The organism is Streptomyces sp. NPDC049597, assembly GCF_040675505.1.
Classification (GTDB): Bacteria; Actinomycetota; Actinomycetes; order Streptomycetales; family Streptomycetaceae; genus Streptomyces.
The window spans coordinates 87,397-105,109 of sequence record NZ_JBFAOY010000019.1 but is presented as its reverse complement, the minus strand read 5'-3'; the positions used below and the strand labels follow the sequence as shown (position 1 = coordinate 105,109).

General features: G+C 72.6%; 15 protein-coding genes and 2 pseudogenes. 9 read left to right on the top strand and 8 right to left on the bottom strand.

The features are described from left to right. Positions 1-37: 37 nt before the first annotated feature. Both AB0K02_RS21850 and AB0K02_RS21845 read right to left on the bottom strand, forming a co-directional pair. Positions 38-1,000, bottom strand: a complete 963-nt coding sequence (locus tag AB0K02_RS21850; RefSeq protein WP_365994153.1) for an NAD-dependent epimerase/dehydratase family protein — start codon at positions 998-1,000, stop codon at positions 38-40. Positions 1,001-1,675: 675 nt separating this feature from the next. After that, positions 1,676-3,148: an NAD-binding protein gene (locus tag AB0K02_RS21845; RefSeq protein ID WP_365994152.1), complete on the bottom strand. Its 1,473-nt coding sequence runs from the start codon at positions 3,146-3,148 to the stop codon at positions 1,676-1,678. Positions 3,149-3,653: 505 nt separating this feature from the next. On the opposite strand from AB0K02_RS21845, the gene AB0K02_RS21840 reads away from it, so the two are divergent. Beyond that, on the top strand, positions 3,654-5,081 hold the full coding sequence (locus AB0K02_RS21840; protein ID WP_365994151.1) for an amino acid permease: 1,428 nt from the start codon (positions 3,654-3,656) through the stop codon (positions 5,079-5,081). A 504-nt stretch (positions 5,082-5,585) separates the two neighbouring features. Here the strand turns inward: AB0K02_RS21840 and AB0K02_RS21835 are convergent. After that, positions 5,586-5,660 (bottom strand): annotated as a pseudogene (locus AB0K02_RS21835) (hypothetical protein); the annotation flags it as partial. 65 nt (positions 5,661-5,725) lie between these two features. Beyond that, entirely contained in the window at positions 5,726-6,649 is a 924-nt protein-coding gene (locus tag AB0K02_RS21830; protein WP_365994150.1) for an EamA family transporter, read from the bottom strand. Positions 6,650-6,732: 83 nt separating this feature from the next. Between AB0K02_RS21830 and AB0K02_RS21825 the strand changes: the two genes are divergently transcribed. Together AB0K02_RS21825 and AB0K02_RS21820 are read left to right on the top strand one after the other, a co-directional pair. Further along, positions 6,733-7,656 (top strand): LysR family transcriptional regulator, encoded by a 924-nt coding sequence (locus tag AB0K02_RS21825; protein WP_365994149.1) that lies wholly within the window; start codon positions 6,733-6,735, stop codon positions 7,654-7,656. Positions 7,657-7,737: 81 nt separating this feature from the next. Continuing rightward, the gene (locus AB0K02_RS21820) at positions 7,738-8,748 is read left to right on the top strand and encodes an NAD-dependent epimerase/dehydratase family protein (protein ID WP_365994148.1); all 1,011 of its coding nucleotides are present in this window, start codon (positions 7,738-7,740) and stop codon (positions 8,746-8,748) included. Positions 8,749-8,783: 35 nt separating this feature from the next. On the opposite strand, the pseudogene AB0K02_RS21815 reads toward AB0K02_RS21820, so the two are convergent. After that, positions 8,784-9,416 (bottom strand): annotated as a pseudogene (locus tag AB0K02_RS21815) (phosphoribosyltransferase family protein); the annotation flags it as partial. A 127-nt stretch (positions 9,417-9,543) separates the two neighbouring features. On the opposite strand from AB0K02_RS21815, the gene AB0K02_RS21810 reads away from it, so the two are divergent. Both AB0K02_RS21810 and AB0K02_RS21805 read left to right on the top strand, forming a co-directional pair. Continuing rightward, positions 9,544-10,656, top strand: a complete 1,113-nt coding sequence (locus AB0K02_RS21810) for a CapA family protein (RefSeq protein WP_365994147.1) — start codon at positions 9,544-9,546, stop codon at positions 10,654-10,656. A 162-nt stretch (positions 10,657-10,818) separates the two neighbouring features. Continuing rightward, a complete protein-coding gene (locus AB0K02_RS21805; RefSeq protein WP_365994146.1) occupies positions 10,819-11,679 on the top strand; it encodes a class II glutamine amidotransferase in 861 nt (286 codons plus the stop codon). Between the two features lie 12 nt (positions 11,680-11,691). On the opposite strand, the gene AB0K02_RS21800 is transcribed toward AB0K02_RS21805, so the two are convergent. Both AB0K02_RS21800 and AB0K02_RS21795 read right to left on the bottom strand, forming a co-directional pair. After that, positions 11,692-12,765: a glutamate--cysteine ligase gene (locus tag AB0K02_RS21800; RefSeq protein ID WP_365994145.1), complete on the bottom strand. Its 1,074-nt coding sequence runs from the start codon at positions 12,763-12,765 to the stop codon at positions 11,692-11,694. A gap of 402 nt (positions 12,766-13,167) precedes the next feature. Continuing rightward, positions 13,168-13,533 carry a hypothetical protein gene (locus tag AB0K02_RS21795; protein WP_365994144.1) on the bottom strand — a complete coding sequence of 122 codons (366 nt, stop codon included), beginning with the start codon at positions 13,531-13,533 and terminating at the stop codon, positions 13,168-13,170. A gap of 188 nt (positions 13,534-13,721) precedes the next feature. On the opposite strand from AB0K02_RS21795, the gene AB0K02_RS21790 reads away from it, so the two are divergent. Further along, a complete protein-coding gene (locus AB0K02_RS21790; RefSeq protein ID WP_365994143.1) occupies positions 13,722-14,024 on the top strand; it encodes a DUF3040 domain-containing protein in 303 nt (100 codons plus the stop codon). 55 nt (positions 14,025-14,079) lie between these two features. Here AB0K02_RS21790 and AB0K02_RS21785 read toward each other — a convergent pair whose 3' ends face one another. Continuing rightward, positions 14,080-14,679 (bottom strand): helix-turn-helix domain-containing protein, encoded by a 600-nt coding sequence (locus tag AB0K02_RS21785; protein ID WP_365994142.1) that lies wholly within the window; start codon positions 14,677-14,679, stop codon positions 14,080-14,082. 120 nt (positions 14,680-14,799) lie between these two features. Between AB0K02_RS21785 and AB0K02_RS21780 the strand changes: the two genes are divergently transcribed. The 3 genes from AB0K02_RS21780 (at position 14,800) to AB0K02_RS21770 (ending at position 17,711) form a co-directional block, all read left to right on the top strand. Further along, positions 14,800-15,447, top strand: a complete 648-nt coding sequence (locus AB0K02_RS21780; RefSeq protein ID WP_365994141.1) for a peroxiredoxin-like family protein — start codon at positions 14,800-14,802, stop codon at positions 15,445-15,447. A gap of 178 nt (positions 15,448-15,625) precedes the next feature. Beyond that, positions 15,626-16,999, top strand: a complete 1,374-nt coding sequence (locus AB0K02_RS21775; protein WP_365994140.1) for a potassium transporter TrkG — start codon at positions 15,626-15,628, stop codon at positions 16,997-16,999. Next, positions 16,992-17,711: a TrkA family potassium uptake protein gene (locus AB0K02_RS21770; protein WP_365994139.1), complete on the top strand. Its 720-nt coding sequence runs from the start codon at positions 16,992-16,994 to the stop codon at positions 17,709-17,711. The genes AB0K02_RS21775 and AB0K02_RS21770 overlap by 8 nt, the downstream gene beginning before the upstream one ends. Positions 17,712-17,713 lie beyond the last annotated feature (2 nt).

The following is a 17,713-nucleotide window of genomic DNA, read 5'->3' as shown; positions in this document are numbered from 1 at the left end:
CGCGCGGTGGGGAGGCGGCCGGAAGGGCTCGGCCGGATCAACTGTCCGTGTGGGCGCGGAACCAGGCGATGGTGCGCCGCAGTCCCTCCTCGGCGGCGACACGTGGCTCCCACTGGAGCTTGTCGCGGGCGAGGGTGATGTCCGGGCAGCGCACCGCGGGATCGTCCGTCGGCCGTTCGATGAAGCGGATCTCCGAGGTCGAGTCCGCCAACTCGATGACCATCCGGGCCAGTTCGAGCATGGTGATCTCGGCCGGGTTGCCGATGTTGACCGGGCCGCGCATTCCGTGGGCGGCCGCCGACAGGATGCCGCGCACGGTGTCGTCGACGTAGCACAGCGAGCGGGTCTGGAGTCCGTCGCCGGTCACGGTCAGGGGCTGACCCGTGAGTGCCTGCCGGACGAAGGTCGGCACCGCGCGCCCGTCGTAGCCGCGCATGCGGGGGCCGTAGGTGTTGAAGAGCCGCACGATCACGGTGTCGACGCCGTGGGCGTCGTTCTCGGCGGTGGTGAGCGCCTCGCCGAAGCGTTTGGCCTCGTCGTACACGCTGCGCGGGCCGACGGGGTTGACGTTGCCCCAGTACCGCTCGTTCTGCGGGTGCTGCTGGGGGTCGCCGTAGATCTCGGAGGTGGAGGCGAGGACGAACCGTGCGCCGCTGCCACGGGCGAGAGCGAGGGCGTTGCGCGTACCGAGGCTGCCGGCCTCCAGCGTGTGCAGGGGCAGACGCAGGTAGTCCGCGGGGGACGCGGGCGAGGCGAAGTGCAGTACGAGGTCGGGCGGCCGGTCGACGGTGAGGGGCTCCGAGACGTTGGCCTCCACCAGCCGGAAACCGGGGCGGTCGCGGAACTCGGATATGTTCTCGGGCCGTCCGGTGCTGAAGTCGTCCACGCACGTGACGGCAGTGCCCGCCTCCAGCAGCGCCGCGCACAGGTGCGAACCGACGAAGCCCGCGCCGCCGGTGACAACGGCGTGCTCCCATGGGGGCGAGAAAGCGTTGGTCATGTCCGTCTCCTCTGGCATGGGCGGCGATCGCCGGGCCGTCGTTCCGCGCCGACCGGCGCGGGGCCCTGACCGGCGGGCGGCCGGTCGCGAGACCTGCGATCACCCTGCCGGGCGACGCCGCCGACGGCACGGCGGCGAGGCATTCGGATGAATTACGGTGCGTGAAGGCGTGCGAGACGAAGAGTTGGATTCCGCTGCTCTCTCCCTGTGTCGCGGCCGGAAACGGGCCTCGGTCACGGGCTGCCGATGATGCGCTACTGCGTCCGGGTATCCCCGAAACGGGGGTCCAGTCCGCCCGCTGGGTGAACCCCGCCGAGGCGGGTCCGCACGGGTGAGGCACTGACGGGGTCCGGCGCCGGCGCCTGGGGCGGCGCCGCGGCTCCGCGTGGGGCTCCTCCTCCGTCTCGGTGGTACGCCCCCTCGGGCCCGGCCCACGCGCTCAGGCTCCGCCTGGGGGGAACCTGACCGGGTACGGGCCCGGCCCGGGCCCGAGAGCTGGAGCTACGCGTCGGGGTCGGGAGCCTGACCGGGTACGGGACCGGCACCACCCCCGCGCGGGCGCCGCGGTCCGGCGGGGACGCAGTGCTCGCGCGAGGGCACCCCTCGGCGCGCAGCGCCAGGAGGTGCGGCCTCACCACCGCCGGCCCGGACCCGCCCCCGTCGCGAACGGGCCGGTCAGCCGTCGGTGTCGCCGCCGCCATCCGGCGGCGGGGACGCGGCCGGCCACCCGGCACGGTGGTCCTGGGCGTGGTCGCAGCGGCCCGGGTGCGGCCAGGGTGTGAAGCGGCCGTCCCCGCGTTCCACCAGGAGCCGCCCGTCGTGGGCCAGCACGCCTCGGGGGCGGAGTCCGGTCAGGCTCGCTGTCGTGTACGCGGCGCTCAGGCTGCCGAGGTCGTGGACGATGCCGATCTTGAAGAGTGAACGGGTCTCCGCGATCGCCTCGTGGTCACCGGCGCGCATCACGACCCTCAACTCGGGCGCGACCGCCAACGCCGCCACGCTCACCGCGATGTTGTCCAGGTCGTCCGACGCCACAGCCGCCATCGCCTGCGCCTTGTGCAGGCCGAGTCTGCGCAGGACAAACCTGTCCTTCGCGTCGGCGACCACGACGGGCAGGCCCATCGCCCGAGCCAGACGCAGGTTGGGGGCCGCCGGGTCCCGCTCGACCGCGATCACACCGATGCCGAGGGCCTGCAGCCGGGTGCACAGCCGCAGCCCCACCTGCCCGAGGCCCACGACGACGACGTGGCCCGCACGCGGCAGCGCCCGCGGCCCCACGATGCCGACGGAGCGCGGGGCGAGCAGGCGGTCGATCATGCCCGCGGTGAAGACGGCGGTGAACACCATGGTGACGAGCATCGCGACGACGGCGAACGCCGGATAGGCGACACCCGCGCCGTGCAGCGACACGGGCCCGACGGTGGACACCGTGCGCGTCGCCTCGAAGAGGGCCTCGACCGGCGGGCGGTGGTGCAGTGCCACCAGCCAGGCCCAGTCCGACAGCAGGACGGCGAGCAGGCCGGCGAGTCCGGCCAGCATGATGCGCGAACTGCCGTCGTGGGGGCGCAGTTGGCCCCGGATCTTGCCCAGCCGCGCCCGGTACCTCAACGACCTCGGTGGCCGGTACGGCTCGAGCCGTATGTCCTCCCCCGCCCACCGTGCCCCGGCATGACCGGAGGGCGTGCGGTTGAGGGCGAGGAGTTCGGGCTGGAGGCAGGCGGCCAGCAGGACCGGCGCCGCGACGTCGGCCGGTGAGGTCACCTCGCAGTTGGGGACCACGCGCACGAGTTGCTCGGCGACGGTCCGGTCGAAGACGGTGACCACCAGCGTGACGTGGGGACGGATGTGTTCGACGGCGAGTGCGTAGCGCAGGGACTCGACGTCGTCGTCGAGCAGGATCGCCACGCCCGCCACGTCCTCCTTCAGGGCTCGGCGGAGATCCTCGTCCGTGGGCTGGGTGAGATGGTGCACGTCGTGTCCGGCCGCTTGCAGGGAGCCGCACACCTTACGCGCCACGTCGCTGCCGATCACGACGAAACGCCGGCCAGGTCCACCGCTCTCGGGAAGCGGTGATCCGGCCGTGTGGTGTGTGCGCCGCTCCGTGAAGTCACCGGTGCGGAAGGGTTCGGAGGCGGTGGTCGCAGTCATCGATCCGGTCGAGGTCGCAGGGACAGCCGCACGGACCAGCGGATCGCGTTGCGGCAGTACGCCGAGGGGCGGCCCCGGAACAGGGCGGGGAGCGACCTCCGGTAGAGGCGCCGCAAGGCGGAGGACGAGCGCGGGGGTCGCCCTGACGCGTCGTTCGGTGTGTCTCCCGAAGGTAGGAGGGGCCCGCAGGCGGCACCACAGACAAATGTCACACGCTGATTCACCCTGGTCAGACAGATGCACAAAGACCGGGGCCGTTTCGGCGCCGGAACGGGAAATCCCTCCGCCGCTCTGGCCGTCCGGCCGAACCTGTGCCTAGGATCCGGACCGCCGAACCGGCAATTCCGGCTGTGAGCGCACAAGCGCCGTGACAGCCCGCCGCAGAGCCTCGGGAGCCTGCGGCCCCCTCCGTGTGGTGTGCGCGTGCCGTCCCCTCCGCTGCGCCGGCCCGCGAATCAGCCTGCTTCACGCACCTCACTCAGTCCTGCGAAAGTCGAGGAACCTCATGAGCGCGCAACCGACGACCACCACCGCCACCGCGCCAGGCGGCGATCCCGGGGACGGACGGCACGCGTCCGCCGACGGCTTGAAGGCCGGTCTCAAGAACCGCCACCTGTCCATGATCGCCATCGGCGGGGTGATCGGAGCGGGCCTGTTCGCCGGCTCGGGCCAGGGCATCGCCGCCGCCGGACCGGCCATCCTCATCTCGTACGCCCTCGTGGGCCTGCTGGTCGTCCTCGTGATGCGGATGCTGGGCGAGATGGCCGCGGCCGACCCCAGCTCGGGATCCTTCTCCGCCTATGCCGACCGGGCGCTCGGCCGCTGGGCGGGCTTCTCGATCGGGTGGCTCTACTGGTTCTTCTGGGTCGTGGTGCTCGCCGTCGAGGCCACCATTGCCGCCGAGATCCTCGAAGGCTGGGTGCCGGCCGTCCCGCAGTGGGGCTGGGCGCTGATCGTCATGGTCGTCCTGACGGCCACCAACCTCGTCTCCGTCGGCTCCTACGGCGAGTTCGAGTTCTGGTTCGCCGGCATCAAGGTCGTCGCCATCGGGGCGTTCGTGGTCGTCGGCGCTCTCGCCGTGTTCGGCCTGCTGCCCGGTTCGGACAACCCGGGCACCGGGCTCGCCCACCTCACCGACGCCGGAGGCTTCTTCCCCCACGGCTACGGCGCGATCCTCACCGGCATCCTGATGGTCGTCTTCTCGTTCATGGGCAGCGAGATCGTGACTCTGGCCGCGGGCGAGTCCGCCGACCCCCAGCGCGCCGTCTCCAAGGCCACCAACAGCGTGATCTGGCGTGTCGCCGTCTTCTACCTCGGCTCGATCTTCGTCGTGGTCACACTGCTGCCGTGGAACGACAAGTCGATCGTGGAGCAGGGCTCGTACGTCGCGGCGCTGAACTCCATCGGCATCCCGCACGCCGGCCAGATCATGAACGTCATCATCCTCACGGCCGTGCTGTCCTGTCTCAACTCCGGCCTCTACACCGCCTCCCGTATGGCCTTCTCGCTCGGACAGCGCGGTGACGCCCCCGCCTCCTTCGCCCGCACCAACGCGCGCGGCGTCCCGATGGCCGCCATCCTCTCCTCGGTCGCCTTCGGATTCCTCGCCGTCTTCTTCAACTACAAGTGGCCGGACACCGTCTTCGAGTTCCTGCTCAACGCCTCGGGCGCGGTCGCGCTGTTCGTCTGGCTCGTCATCTGCTGCACCCAGCTGCGGATGCGCGGCATCATCCTGCGCGAGGCGCCGGACCGGCTCGTCGTCCGGATGTGGCTCTTCCCCTACCTGACCTGGGCCACCATCGCCATGATCTCGTTCGTGCTCCTCTACATGCTGTTCGACGACTCCGGGCGTCAGCAGGTCCTGCTGTCTCTCCTGGCCGCCGCGTTCGTCGTGAGCATCGGCGTCGTGCGGGACCGGGCCCGGCTGCGGTAGCCGCGGGCCGGAGGGTCGCGGGCCGACGCGCCGGCCCGCGACACCGCGTCAGGGGCGGGAGCTCAGGTCCAGCAGACGTTCGCGGTGGCCGGCGCTCTGCGGGAGCCGTCCGGCGCGACCGCCACCAGCCGGAGCGTCGAGTCGTCCTCGTCCCCGGCCCGCGCCAGGGACTTCACGTAGTACACCTCGTCGCGGATCCGGCCGACCGCCTCGCGCCGCCCGTCGCGCAGCTCGCGGTACAGGTCGCAGTACCAGACGCCCCTCGTCCCGGAAGAGCCACGACAGGAACACCTCGGCGGTGTCGCCCAGGACGTGGGCCGCGTCCACCGTGAACGCCGCGGGCGTCTGCGGCCGGGGGGACGGCTCGCCGCCGTGGAGTGCCAGTTCACCGATGTTGAGCGCGTACGGCCCGCGCCGCTCGGCCGAGACCCGGACACCGATCGCCGCTGTCGTCCGGCCCGCGAACCCGTCGAGGCGCCGGGCGGCGGTGTTCCAGGACCGGGGCCAGAACCAACAGCCGAGGCTCTTCACGCCGTTGCGGTGCGCGGCGTCGGTGTACGCGGGGTTCGGGAGGTTGATCAGGGCGGGAGGGCGCCTGCCGCGGCAGGCGCCCTCCCGTTGTGTACGCGCGTACGCCCGGCGGCTCAGCGCCGTGACTCGGCCCGCGTGGCGCCGATGCCCGCGGCGACCACGAGGACCGTGCCGGCGATCTGCAGCACGGTGGGTGTCTGGGAGATCAGGACCATGGCGGCCAGCAGGCTGACGGCCGGCTCCAGACCGGCCAGCGTGCCGTACGTGGTCTTGCCGATGCGCTGCAGTGCCTTCATCTCCAGCAGGAAGGGGAGGAGGGGCATGAGGACGGCGATGCCCGCCGCGGCGGCGGCCGTCTGCCAGGTCAGCGCGTCGAGGGCGCCCGGCGCTCCGAAGGGTGCGGCGGCGAGGGCGGCGACGGCGAGGGAGACGGTCAGCGCGTGGGGCGCGGACAGGCGGCTGCCGACGTGAGCGGTGCCGACGACGTACAGCGCCCAGCACGCGGCCGACCCCAGACCGAACAGGACGCCGACCAGGCTGGTGGCGCCCGTCCAGGGCGAGGTGAGCAGGACGACGCCGGCCGCCGCGAGCCCCAGCCACGCCAGCTCCCTGACCCGGTGGGACGCGAACACGGCCACGGCCAGCGGGCCGAGGAACTCCAGCGCCGTGGCGGTGCCGAGCGGCAGGCGCGCGGCGGCTTCGGAGAACAGCAGCATCATTCCGGCGCTCACGACGCCGAGGAGTCCGGTGGCCAGCAGATCGCGCCGCGGAACCGTGCGCAGGGTCCGCCACAGGGACCCGCCGGTGACCAGGAGCAGGAGCACGGCCGCGAAGGTGAGGCGCAGCCACGTCGTGCCCGCCGGGCCGAGGGAGTGGAACAGCTCGGTCGCCAGCGCGCTGCCGGTGTGGAGCAGGAGCATGGCGACGAGGACGAGGACCGGTCCGGGCATCATGCGGCGGCCGGGAGCCGGGGCCGTGACCGTCGTGGAGGAGGCGGTCGGCAGGGCTGCGGAGGAGGTGTCGGAGGTGGCGGTCACCGGGACATTCCACCGGCACCCGTCTGTTTCTGTCCACTGGCCGAAGGTGGACCGACCAGCCACCTTTCGTGGACAATCTGCGGATGGCCACGAATGACATGGAGCGGCTCCCCGACCTGGGCCGGCTGAAGCTGATGGTCGAGCTGCACCGCCTCGGCACCATGGCCGCCGTCGCCGCCACGACCGGCTACGGGACATCGGCCGTCTCCAAGCACCTGGCGGTGCTGGAGCAGGAGGTCGGCGTGCGGCTGCTGACGCCGGACGGCCGCCGCGTCCAGCTCACGCCCGCCGGCGAGCGGCTGGTCGAGCACGCCGTGGGCATCCTCGCGGCGGTGGAGGCGGCGCAGTCGGAACTGCGCGGCACGGCGGACCCGGTGGGCCGGGTGCGCCTGGCGAGCTTCTTCACGGCGGTCGTACCGGTGGTCCTGCCCGCGCTGGCCCGCCTTCGGGAGCGGTATCCGCGGGTCGCGGTGGAGGTGCACGAGCACGAGCCGGAACACACGGCGCGGCTGCTGCGCTCGGGCGGCGCCGACCTGGGCGTGGTGTACGACTACAGCCTGGTGCCGCGGACGGTGCCGCCGGACCTGAGCGCCCGGCAGTTCGAGGAGCAGTCGCTGTACCTCGCCGTCCCGGCCGGCCACCCCGACGCGGGCCGGCCGGTCGCCGTGGCGGACCTGGCGGAGTTCGCCGACACCGGCTGGATCGCCAACTCGCGCGGCACGGACGACGACGAGCTGGTGCAGCGCGTCTGCGCGATCGCCGGCTTCGTCCCGCGCATCGCGCACCGGGTGGACAGTCTCAGCCTGGTCAACAGCCTTGTGGGGGCCGGTCTCGGTGTGGCGCTCCTCGCGAGTTCGGGCCTCGAGCGGCACCGTACGGACGTGGCCTTCCGGCCGCTGGACCCGGTCGCCGGACTGCGACGCAGTTTCCTTCTCGCGCGCGCCGGCCAGTGGTCGTGGCCGCCCATCGCGGCACTGGCGTCGACGATCACCGACGGCACCGTGTGACCGCCGGGGCGGCCCCGCGGCCGCCCTCCGCCGACAGCGGATTTCCGGACCCGCTGCCGCCGTACGTGCTTGGGTGGCGGAATGCAGATCTTGATTCTGGGCGGGACGGCGTGGCTGGGACGGGAGATCTCGCGGCAGGCCGTGGCGCGGGGCCACCAGGTGACGTGCCTGGCCCGCGGGGAGAGCGGCCCCGCCGCCGAAGGGGCGGAGCTGGTGACGGCCGACCGGGAGGACCCCGGCGCGTACGCCTCGCTGCGTGACCGTACGTGGGACGCCGTCGTCGAGGTGTCGTGGCAGCCGGGGTTCGTACGCGAGGCGCTGGCGGCGCTGGCGGACCGGGCGGGTCACTGGACGTACGTCTCGTCGGTCAGCGCCTACGCGTCCCATGCCGCGCGCGACGCCGACGAGTCCACAAAGCTGCTGGACGCGGCCGAAGGGAGCCGGGCCGGCCGTGAGCAGTACGGACAGGCGAAGGTCGCCTGCGAGCAGGCTTCCCTGGCCGCCGTGGGAGACCGGCTGCTGATCGCGCGCGCCGGCCTGATCGGCGGGCCCGGTGACCCCAGTGGCCGCTCGGGCTACTGGGTGGCCCGCGCCGCACGCGACCCGGCCGGCGCCATGCTCGTCCCCGACGACCCGGCGTCGCCGACCCAGGTGATCGACGTCAGGGACCTGGCCGCGTGGCTGCTGGAGGCCGCGCAGGCGCGCACGACAGGGACGTACGACGCGGTGGGCCCGGTGGTGCCGTTCGCGCGGTGGCTGGAGCTGTCCCGTGCCGTCGGCGGGCACACCGGGCCGGTGGTCGCGGCCGCGCCGGCGTGGCTGCGGGAGCGGGAGGTGGCGCAGTTCATGGGTCCCGACTCGCTGGCGATGTGGCTGGACGAGCCGGGCTGGGAGGGCTTCTCGGCGCGCAGCGGCTTTTCCGCGCGCGCCGCGGGGCTGCGGCACCGCGACCGCGAGGACCTGATCACCGACACCCTCGTCTGGGAGCGGGCGCAGGGACTGGAGCGGACCAGGCGCGCCGGTCTGAGCGCCGCGCGCGAGCGCGAACTGCTGGACGCCCTGGAGGGGATGGCAGCCCCGGCCCAGGACTGAGGCGTCGCGGGCCGCAGCGCCTATCCGGCCATGCGCGCGGCAGCCTCCTCCAGGCAGCGCACGACCTCGCTGTCGTCGGTCTGCGCGAAGTCGGCGTAGAACTGGCCGATCGCGAAGAACTCGCGCGGCGTGCCGAGACAGACCAGATCGTCCGCCTCGTCGCCGAGCCGCGCCGTCCAGTCCTCGGGTGCCACCGGGACCGCCAGCACGATCCGGGCGGCTCCCCTGGCGCGGGCGATGCGGCAGGCGGCCCGGGCGGTGGATCCCGTGGCGACCCCGTCGTCGACCAGCACGACCGTGCGGCCCTCCACCGGCAGCGGCGGCCGCTGCCCCCGGTAGCGCCGGGCGCGTTCCTCGAGCACCGCCCGCTCGTGCGCCTCGACCTGCTCCAGTTCCTCCGGGGTGACGCGGGCGCCCCGCACGATGTCGTCGTTGACGACGCGGACGCCGCCCTCCCCGAGCGCCCCCATGCCGAGCTCCGGCTGGTAGGGCACTCCCAGCTTGCGCACGAGGCACACGTCCAGTGGGGCTCCCAGAGTCCGGGCGACCTCCGCCGCGACCGGTATCCCTCCCCTGGGCAGCCCCAGCACCACCGGGTCTTCCCGCTCGAAGCCCCGCATCCGGGCGGCCAGTCGGCGTCCCGCGTCGAGGCGATCCACGAAGAACACGATCGGCCTCCTCGTTCCCTGGCAGCGGCCGACCCCCTTGCCATTCTCGTCCCCGTCGGGGCCGACCGCCGCCGGAGGGCCGCCCCGCCCCAGGAGACGCCGTGCCGAGCGGGCTACCGTGGAGGTCATGGACGGTGACCTCGTCACCCTGTTCCTCAGCGGCGACGTCATGCTCGGCCGCGGCGTCGACCAGATCCTTCCGCACCCCGGTGATCCGGCGCTGTCCGAGCCGTACGTGCGGGACGCCCGCAGCTATGTCGAGCTGGCCGAGGCGGTGAACGGTGCGATTCCCCGCCCGGTCCCGTTCTCCTGGCCCTGGGGCGACGCGCTGCCGCTGCTCGACGCCGCCGCGCCCGACGTGCGGCTGGTGAACCTCGAGACCTCCGTCACCCGCAGCGGCGACGCCGCGCCCGGGAAGGAGGTCCTCTACCGGATGCATCCGGCCAATCTGCCCTGCCTGTCGGCCGCCCGTCCCGATGTGTGCGCGCTCGCCAACAACCACGTCCTCGACTACGGCCGCCTCGGGCTGGAGGAGACGCTCGCGAGCCTGGCGGCAGCGGGCCTGCGCACGGCCGGCGCCGGCCGGGACCTCGACGCCGCCCGGCGGTGCGCGTTCGTCCCCGTGCCGGGCGGCGGACGCGTGGTCGTCGTCTCCCTCGGCCTGGAGTGCAGCGGTGTCCCGCCGAGCTGGGCCGCCACCGCGCGGCGCAGCGGGGTCCACTTCGCCGCCGGCCCGTCGCCCGCCGTCGCGGCGGACGTGACGGCCCTGCTGCGCCGGGCGAAACGGCCGGGCGACGTGGCGGTCGTCTCCGTCCACATGGGCTCCAACTGGGGCTACCGCGTACCGCGCGAGCAGGTCCGCTTCGCCCACGCGCTCGTCGACGGGGGCGCGGACGTCGTGCACGGGCACTCCTCGCACCATCCCCGGCCCGTCGAGGTGTACCGCGGCAGGCTCGTCCTCTACGGCTGCGGCGACCTGATCAACGACTACGAGGGCATCACCGGCTACGAGCGGTACCGGGACGACCTGCGGCTGCTCCTCGTGGCGTCCGTCGAGTCCGGCACCGGCCTCCTCCACGAGCTGCGCGTCACGCCGCTGCAGGCGCGGCGCATGCGACTGACGCACGCATCGGAGTCGGACTGCCGCGGTGTGCACGAGGTCCTGAGCCGGATCAGCGACGGCCTCGGCACCGGTATGCGGGCCGAGCCGGACGGCTCGACCACGGTCCGCCCGTCCTGAGCACGGCGTCCCCGAGCACGGTGCGTCGCGCCGCGGTCCCGCATGGCGATCACCCGGCGCGACGCGTGATGATGGAGCTGCCTGCCCACGGGCTCCGGTCGCGCCAGGACGCCCGAAGCGACACGCGTCCCGCCTTCCGGGGACGGAGAGGGGAAGGGCCAGATGTGCCGATGGCTTGCCTACTCGGGAACCCCGGTGCTCCTCGACTCCCTTCTGTACCGCCCCGCCCACTCCCTGATCGACCAGAGCCTGCACTCCAAGATGGGCGTCGAGACGACGAACGGCGACGGCTTCGGCATCGGCTGGTACACCCCGGGCATCGACACCCCGGCCGTGGTCCGCGACACCGGCCCCGCGTGGAACAACCGCAATCTGCGCGAGATCTCCGCCCATGTCCGCTCGCACCTGTTCTTCGCGCACATCCGGGCGTCGACCGGCTCGGCCATCCAGCAGACGAACTGCCACCCGTTCCGGCACGGGCGCTGGCTGTGGATGCACAACGGCGCGATCACCGACTTCCACCGGCTGCGCCGGGACCTGTGCCTCCTCATCGATCCGTCGTTGTTCGCCGACATCGAGGGGTCGACCGACTCCGAGGTCATGTTCTTCCTGGCCCTCAGCCTCGGCCTCGACCAGGACCCCCCGGGAGCCGTCGCGCGCATGGCGGGACACGTGGAGAGCCTCGGCCACCGGCACGGGGTGGACTTCCCGCTCCAGATGACCGTGGCCGTCACCGACGGAGAGGACCTGTGGGTCTTCCGCTACTCCAGCGAGCGCCGCTCACGTTCCCTGTACTTCAGCGCCGAGGTCGAGACCCTGCGGGCGCAGCACCCCGATCTGGAGTTCCTGGAGGGGCTGTCCGACGAGACGCGTCTCGTGGTGTCCGAACCGCTCAGCGGCCTGCCCGGGGCCTGGAACGAGATCCCCGAGTCGAGTTACGGCCTGGTGCGCGGCGGCCCGGACTTCATGCAGCCGTTCGTGCCGGTGCCGAACGGGGGCACACCCACAGGTGCCCTGCGCTGACCGCGCGTCGCGTCACGCACAGGTCCGGCGTACGCATGCGGCGACCGTCTTCCTCAGGCTCCCGGTGCGGGCCAGCATCTCCCGCTGGGCCTGTGCTCCGGTGCCGTGCTTGAGCAGGCCCGCCAGGGTGTCCTGCGCGTGCAGCAGGTCGCCGGTGTCCTCCAGGGCGTCCCGCACATGGTCGAACAGGGCGTGGACGACCGTCTCGGCGGGCGCCGGGCGCATGGTGGCCGGGTGGACCAGCTGCTCCTCCAGGCCGGAGCGGCCGGCGCGCCACGCCGCCAGCCGGAGCAGGCCCACGCTGTGGCGGGTGGGCGGCAGACCGGCCTGCCATTCGCGCGCCGCGGTCTCCACCAGGGCGCGTACGAGCGTGGCCACCAGCACCGTCGCGGCGGGGTCGAGGCACACGTCCGCGACGCGGACCTCGACGGTGGGGTATTTGCGCGAGAGCCGCGCGTCGAAGTAGATCATCCCCAGGTCGCGCAGCACCCCGGTGCCGACCATGGACGCCACGTGTTCGTGGTACCGGTCTGCCGATCCGAAGATCTCCACGGGCCCGGCCGACGGCCACCGTCCCCACACACGGCTGCGGTAACTGCTGTACCCGGTGTCCCGCCCTTGCCAGAACGGGGAGTTGGTGCTCAGCGCGAGCAGGACGGACAGCCACGGCCGGATCCTGTCCAGGACGGCGACGCCCTCCTCGTCGGAGTCCACCGACACGTGCACGTGGCAGCCGCAGGTGAGCTGTTCCTGGGCGGTCAGCCCGTACTGCTCCTGCATCCACCGGTACCGCTCTCCCGCCGCGATGACGGGATCCACGGGGAGCGGAGACGTCGCCAGGGCGGCGACGCCCGCCCCCAGCTTCTCGGCCCGGCGCATGGCCTCGGCGCGCCACCGGGTGATCTCGTGGGCCAGGGCGGCCATGTCCGTCTTGGGCAGGGTGGCGAATTCGAGCTGCTGGCGCTGCAGCTCCGCCTCGAAGGCGTCCTCCTCGCCGGCCGCCAGCACGGCTTGCGAAAGCGCTCGTGGTTCGCCGGAGGCGGGGTCCACGAGCAGGAGTTCCTCCTCGACTCCGACACTGCGCACGATCACTGCCCTTCTGACAGGCCGGCACCCGGCCCGCCGCCCGGAGCGGCATGGGGCCGCACCTCCCTCACCGCGGCGTGCCCGGTGTAATCCCTTTGCCCTCAAAATCGCGCCTGATACCCATGGCACGCGTGTGCGGTAGGACGCCTCTGCGGTCCGCCGCCATGATGCCGGTCCGTCCCGTGTCGCCGGTCGAGCGACATGGACGGTCCGTCGCCGTGTGCCCGACGACGCTCCGTCGCCGAAACGCCGGTCCGCGCGGACGCGACGAAGGCGTCCGCCCGGCCGATGACGACGGCCGAGGACACCGGGCCGGGAACGCACGGCGGACGACGCCCGGGGAGGATGCCTGGCGGACGTCGCCGTGGCCGGGGCCCCGCGGTCGCCGAGCGGGACGGCCGCTCACTCGTCGTCCCCGTCGTCGAACCCCTCCGCGCGCAGCGCGAGCTCCCGCAGGACGTCGGCGGAGCTGATCTCCTGCCGGCCCGAGTCGTGCACCTCGGCCAATGTCACGAAGGCGACGGTGAACGCTCCGGCGAGCTGCTGGACCGCCTCCCCGAGCTCCCGGCCGACTATGCCCGCGATCTCCTCCACGGTCGCGTCGGCGGGCACCTGGACGCTCGGCAGCGTCTCGTTCAGGAGGGCGGTGACGGCATCCGCCTCGTCGTCGATGTCGTGACGCTCCACGTCCTCCTCCAGCAGGCGCTGCCATTCCGAGGCCTGGGTGAGGATGCCGATCACATGCCTGAGTACCTCGCTCTGCCGCATGGCCGGAGCATAGGCGTCTCTCCCCGCCGGTGCCTCGGCGGAGCGGGGGCTCGGCCGCAGGCAGGCGGGCCGCGGCGCGGGTAATCTCGGGAACTGGAGCATCATCCGCGGTCCAGGCCCGCACATCGAGCCGACGACCCCCTGCCGGTCTTCCCGCTACCCGTTCCCGGAGAACCAGGTGGTCGGAAATGAATCCTCCGATGGACGACCGCCGCGCCCTCGCGGAGATCGAACGCTTCCTCGTCCGGGACGACCCGGAGCTCGCCTCCCGCATGGACGCGCTGAACGGGCAGTTCGCCGAGGTGCGCAGCGAGAGGAGCGAGCAGTCCCACCGGCACGACTGGCGGTGGGTGGTGGCGCTCGTCGTCGCGGTGGTGGCCCTGCTCGGCATGATTCTCACCGCGGTTCTCATGGCGCCGCCGGCGTCCCGGAACAGCGACTTCCCGCCACCGACCGGTCGCGGGCCGGCCGTATCCGTGCCCGCGCGGTGAGGGGGCCTCGGATCACGGGCCCCGCGGCCTCGCGGGCATCGCGCCGAGGCGGTGGTCAGTGGTCCGGCCGCCGGGCCATGGTGCCGAGCGCGGCGGCCACGGTGCGCTTCAGGGCGGCCGGGTCGGCGCCCGCCCGGGAGCGCACGTTCACCCCGTAGGCGAGCAGGGCGAGAGCGTCGGCCGCGGCGGCGGTGTCCGTGTCCGGAGCGAGTTCACCGCGGGCCTCCGCCGTGGCGAGCGCCGCCTCCAGAGCGTCCCTGAGCATCTGGTGCTGCCGGTCGAGGAGCGCGCGGACCTCGGCGTCCTCGGGCCCTGCTGCGGCATGCGCGTTGACCACCATGCAGCCCCACCGTGCGTACTCCCCTGAGCAGCGGACCTCGATCAGGTCGGCGAAGAAGTCGGAGACGGCGGGCAGACCGCGGCCGTCCTGCGCGACGCGCCGGAACGCCGACTCGGACCACTGCTCCACGTAGCGGCGCAACGCGGCGAGATACAGGTCCTGCTTGCCTCCGAAGGTGGCGTACAGGCTGGAGCGGTTGAGCCCGGTCGCGTTCACGACGTCCTGGACGCCGGTCGCGGCGACGCCTCTGCGCCAGAAGAGCCGCATCGCGGCGTCGAGCGCCGTCTCCGGATCGAAGTGCTTGATGTCCGGCATGCTCCGCCCGCCAATCAACTTGGACCGTCAATTCCAAGATAGTGGCCGAACCGCTGACAGGGGTCACGCGCCCGGGCTATCTTGGAACGACCGTTTCAAGTTCCAGGAGGACAAGGCCAGATGAGTCTCCACGCCGAGCTGCGCACCTTCTTCGAGACCCGCTACCCCGAGCTCCCCGCCGCGGCCAGGGAGGTCATGGAGCGGGCGGGCGACCACCTCGCCGCGTCCGGACAGGCCGACCGTGCGCTGGCGGCCGGCGCACGGGCGCCCCGCTTCGACCTGCCGGCGGCGGCGGGCGGGACGGTGGCCCTGGACGACCTGGTGGCACAGGGCCCGGTGGTCCTCACCTTCTACCGCGGCGCCTGGTGCCCGTACTGCAACATCGCCCTGCGGGCCCTTCAGCGGCACAACGGCGACATCGCCGCACGCGGGGCGCGGCTGGTGGCCGTGTCGCCCCAGGTTCCGGACGAGTCGCTGTCGCTGAGCGAGAAGCACGCGCTCACCTTCGACGTGCTCAGCGATGTCGGGTCCGGCACGGCGAAGGAGTACGGTCTCGCGTTCGACCTGTCCGACGAACTCGGCGCTCTCTACGACTCGTTCGGGTTCGACCTGCAGCGCGTGAACGGCGGGCACCCGCGCACACTGCCGCTCCCGGCGACGTACGTCGTCGACCGCGCCGGCGTCATCCGCTGGGCCTTCGTCAGCACGGACTACACCACACGCGCCGAACCGGCCGACATCCTCGCCGCCCTGGACTCCCTGAGCTGAGTCGGCCGCGCCGGCCCGCACGATCCGCGACCGGGACCGCGCGGGCCGACAGCGTGACACCCCGCATTCAGGGACCTTCCGGACAGGTCACCGGCGCTAGGGTGAGCAGCCGGTGCCCCGGCGTCGCGTTACCGGCGTGAGGGCTGTCCGGTGACATGTTCGGCGGAAGGGCCGGGAGATGTCGGTACGCGCGCCACAGGTGATGCGCTCCCTGTTCGTGGTCCACCCGGCCCGCGTGGTCGTGCTGGGGTTCGCCGTGGTCGTGGTCCTGGGCACGCTGCTGCTGATACTGCCCGCCGCCGCCGAGGACGGCCGCGCGACCAACGTGCTGACCGCCCTGTTCATGTCGACCTCCGCCGTCTGCGTGACCGGGCTCGCCGTGGTCGACACCGGGACGTACTGGAGCGGGTTCGGCGAGGGCGTGATCCTCGCGCTGTTCCAGATCGGCGGCTTCGGCATCATGACCATGGCCTCCCTCCTCGCCCTGCTGGTCTCGGGGCGGCTGCGGCTGCGCATGCAGCTGACGGCGCAGGCCGAGACGAAGAGCCTGGGCATCGGTGACGTGCGCCGCGTCCTCGTGGGCGTCGCGTGCACCACTCTCATCGTCGAGGTCGCGGTGAGCGTGGTCCTCACGCTGCGCTTCCGCTACGGCTACGGCTCGGGCTTCGGCGAGGCGGCGTACCTCGGCTACTTCCACGCCGTGTCCGCCTTCAACAACGCCGGATTCGGGCTGCACGCCGACAGCCTGACCCGCTACGCGCAGGACCCCTGGGTCACACTGCCCATCGCGGTCGCCGTGATCCTCGGCGGCATCGGGTTCCCCGTCCTGCTGGAAACACTGCGACACCGGAACCGGGCGCGCACGACCGGCCGCCGGAACTGGACCCTGCACACCAAGCTCACCGTCATCACCACGGTCGTCCTGCTGATCGCCGGAACAGTCCTGACCTGCCTGCTGGAATGGACCAACAGCCGGACACTGGGCCCGCACGACACCGCCGGCAAGCTCCTGAACGCCTTCTTCCACTCGGCGATGAGCCGCACCGCCGGGTTCAACTCCCTCGACGTCGGCGCCCTGCACTCCTCGACTCTGGTGACGACCTGTGTGCTGATGTTCATCGGCGGGGGCAGCGCGGGCACCGCGGGCGGCATCAAGGTGACCACGTTCGCGGTCCTGGCCGCCGCGATCCTCGCCGAGGTACGCGGTGAGCCGCACTCGGTGATCCTGGGGCGCCGCCTTGGACCGCATGTGCTGCGCCAGGCCCTGACGGTGGCCCTGCTGGGCGTGGGACTGGTGATGGCGGCGACGCTCGCGCTGCTCTCGGTCAGCCGGGCGTCCCTCGACGCGGCGCTCTTCGAGGTCGTCGCCGCCTTCTCCACGACCGGGCTCAGCACGGGCATCACCCCCGACCTGCCCGCCCTGGGCCAACTGACCCTGATCGGGCTGATGTTCGTGGGCCGGATCGGCCCCATCACCCTTGTCTCGGCGCTCGCGCTGCGCGAGCGGACACGTCGGTACCAACTGCCGGAGGAGCGACCCGTCATTGGCTGACCACCTGCACCCCCTGAGGAAGCGCCGCCGCAGGCGCCCGGCCGTCCAGCAGGGCCAGGCGGGCGATCAACGGGTCGCCGTCATCGGCCTCGGCCGCTTCGGCAGCTCGCTGGCCAACGAGCTCATGCGGCGGGGCTGGGACGTCCTGGGCCTCGACAACGACGCCCGCCTCGTCCAGAGATACAGCGACACGCTCACCCACGCCGCGGTCGCCGACGCCACCGACCCGGAAGCGCTGCGTCAGCTCGGGGTGAACGAGTTCACCAGCGCCGTCGTGAGCATCGGCAACGACATCGAGGCGAGCATCCTGGTGAGCTCCAACCTCCTCGACGCCGGCGTGCCCAACATCTGGGGCAAGGCCGTCAGCCGCCAGCACGGCCAGATCCTGGAACGCCTCGGCGTCCCCCATGTGGTGCTGCCCGAGCACGACATGGGCGAGCGGGTGGCCCACCTGGTCACGGGCCGGATGCTCGACTTCATCCAGTTCGACGACGACTACGCGCTCGTCAAGACCGTAGCTCCGGGCGTCGCCACCGGGATGCCGCTCGGCCGGTCGCGGGTGCGCAGCCAGTACGGCGTCACGGTCGTCGGCATCAAACGTGCGGGGCAGGACTTCACGTACGCCACCGCGGAAACGGTCGTCGAGCCGGGCGACATCCTGATCGTCACCGGCAGGACCCATGCGGTGGAGGCCTTCACGGAACTCGCCTGACG